General features: G+C 70.6%; 2 protein-coding genes. Both read left to right on the top strand.

All coding sequences use genetic code 11. The features are described 5' to 3' along the window. Positions 1–610, top strand: a 610-nt coding sequence (locus G6016_RS12095) for an ADP-ribosylglycohydrolase family protein (protein WP_182632896.1), incomplete at its 5' end; no start/stop codon positions are given. Between the two features lie 70 nt (positions 611–680). After that, on the top strand, positions 681–1,861 hold a 1,181-nt coding region (locus G6016_RS17700), incomplete at its 3' end, for a DUF2339 domain-containing protein (protein ID WP_182632895.1).

Raw genomic sequence — 1,861 nt, 5'->3', positions numbered from 1 at the left:
GGCCGCCGACTACACCTCCCGCAATTCCCGGTCGGCCGGCAACGGCTCGCTCATGCGCACCGCCCCCGTTGCGCTCGCGCATCTCGGTGACCGCCCCGCCATCGCCCGCGCCGCAGCCCAGGTCAGTGCGCTCACCCACGCCGATCCGCGCGCCGGCCAGGCGTGTGTCCTGTGGTCGCTGGCGATCGACCGCGCCGCGCGTGAGGGTGTCCTCGACGTCCGCAGTGGGTTGGAGTTTGTTGACGACGACGAGGCCCGCACCTTCTGGGCGAGCCGGATCGAGGAGGCCGAGCAGGGTCCGCCCTCGGGCTTTAACCCCAATGGATGGGTTGTGTCCGCGTTCCAGGCGGCGTGGTCGGCCATCCTTCACACTCCGGTGCCGTCGGATGAGCCGGCGCGCCACGCGTGCGACTCGCTGGCTGCGGCCATTGCCATTGGCGACGACACCGATACGGTGGCCGCGATCGCCGGAGGTCTACTCGGTGCTCGGTGGGGCGCCTCGGCGTTCCCTGCCCGGTGGCGGGAGATGCTCCACGGGTATCCCGGCATCACCGGCGACGACCTCGCCACGCTCGCACTCGCGAGCGACGGTGCCAGCGACACGGACTGACGAACCCTCGGATCTCATCGTGTTGAGTGAAGATGTAGACGGCTGACCGGTCTCGGGAGAAGATTCAGGGGTGAACTCTGAACAGTCCGAACATGTTAAACGAACGCTGGCGGATCTCGACGCCCGCCTCGGCCGGATCACTGCCGAGGTGGCAGAGATCCGGACCGGACTGTCCGCGCTGGGTGGACTCACCGCCCCCGCGCCCGTGCCCGGATCGAGCTCCGCTCGGGAAGCCGCACCCGGCGCTCCCAGCCCTGCTCCCGCTCCCGCTCCCGCTGCGGGCCAGCCAGGGCAGGGCCAGCAGCCCGGACCGGCTCACCAGCCCGGACCGACCCAGCAGCCCTGGCAGCACCAATACCAGCAGCAGCGGTCCGGGCCTGCGCCCGCGCAGCCGAGTGGTCCGTGGCGAGCTGGCGGACCCGTTCTGCAGCAGCCCGGCCAGCAGGGGCCGAGCTTCCCGGTTCACGGACAGCCGGCCCCAGCCAAGCCGTCGCGTCTGACCCCCGCGACGATCATCGCCGCGCTCGGTGGCGCGATCATGCTGGCGGGCATCGCATTCCTTCTGGTCGTGGCGATCCAGGCTGGGCTGTTCCCGCCGATCGCCCGCGTGATCGGCGCCGGCATCCTCGCCGTTGTGCTGGTCGGGCTGGGGTTGTGGCTGCAGTCGCGGCACAAGCCCACCGAGGACAGGCCGGTCAACCCGGGGGCCCTGGCGCTGGTGGGCACGGGCCTGGCGGCCGGGGTGCTCGACGTCATCGCCAGCAGCACCCTCTACGGCTGGATCCCGGATATCGCCGCGTACATGCTCGTCGGCGGCATGGCGCTCGGCGGCATGATCCTCGCCCATCACTGGCGATCCGCGGTGTTGGCGGGCCTGGTCGCTGCGGGCACCATGGCGCTCGCGCCGCTCATCTCGCACGGCGTCGAGTTGCCGATCTTCTACGTGATCGTCGGAATCGCCACCGCGGTCCTCGCCGGCGGGCTGGGCCTGGTGGTCCGCCTGATCTGGTCGGTTCCGCCCGCGTTCATGCTCACCGGCTATCTCACCACCTCGGATACGAGGCTTCTGGGTGACCAGATTGCCTTGATCGTGGGTGCTCTAGCCTTTGCCGCCGTGACCCTGGTGGTGGCCTGGTACGACTCCGCGCGTCGCAGCCCGATTGCGGAATATGGTGCCCTCGTCGTCGTCCCCGGGGCGGTTCCCCTGCTCGTTCTCCCCACCCTCGACCTCCTCGACCCGGGCTGGCCCAC

This window comes from Dietzia aerolata, assembly GCF_014144865.1.
GTDB lineage: Bacteria > Actinomycetota > Actinomycetes > Mycobacteriales > Mycobacteriaceae > Dietzia > Dietzia aerolata.
The sequence above is the reverse complement of the archived record's forward strand: the minus strand, read 5'-3'. Positions and strand labels throughout refer to the sequence as shown.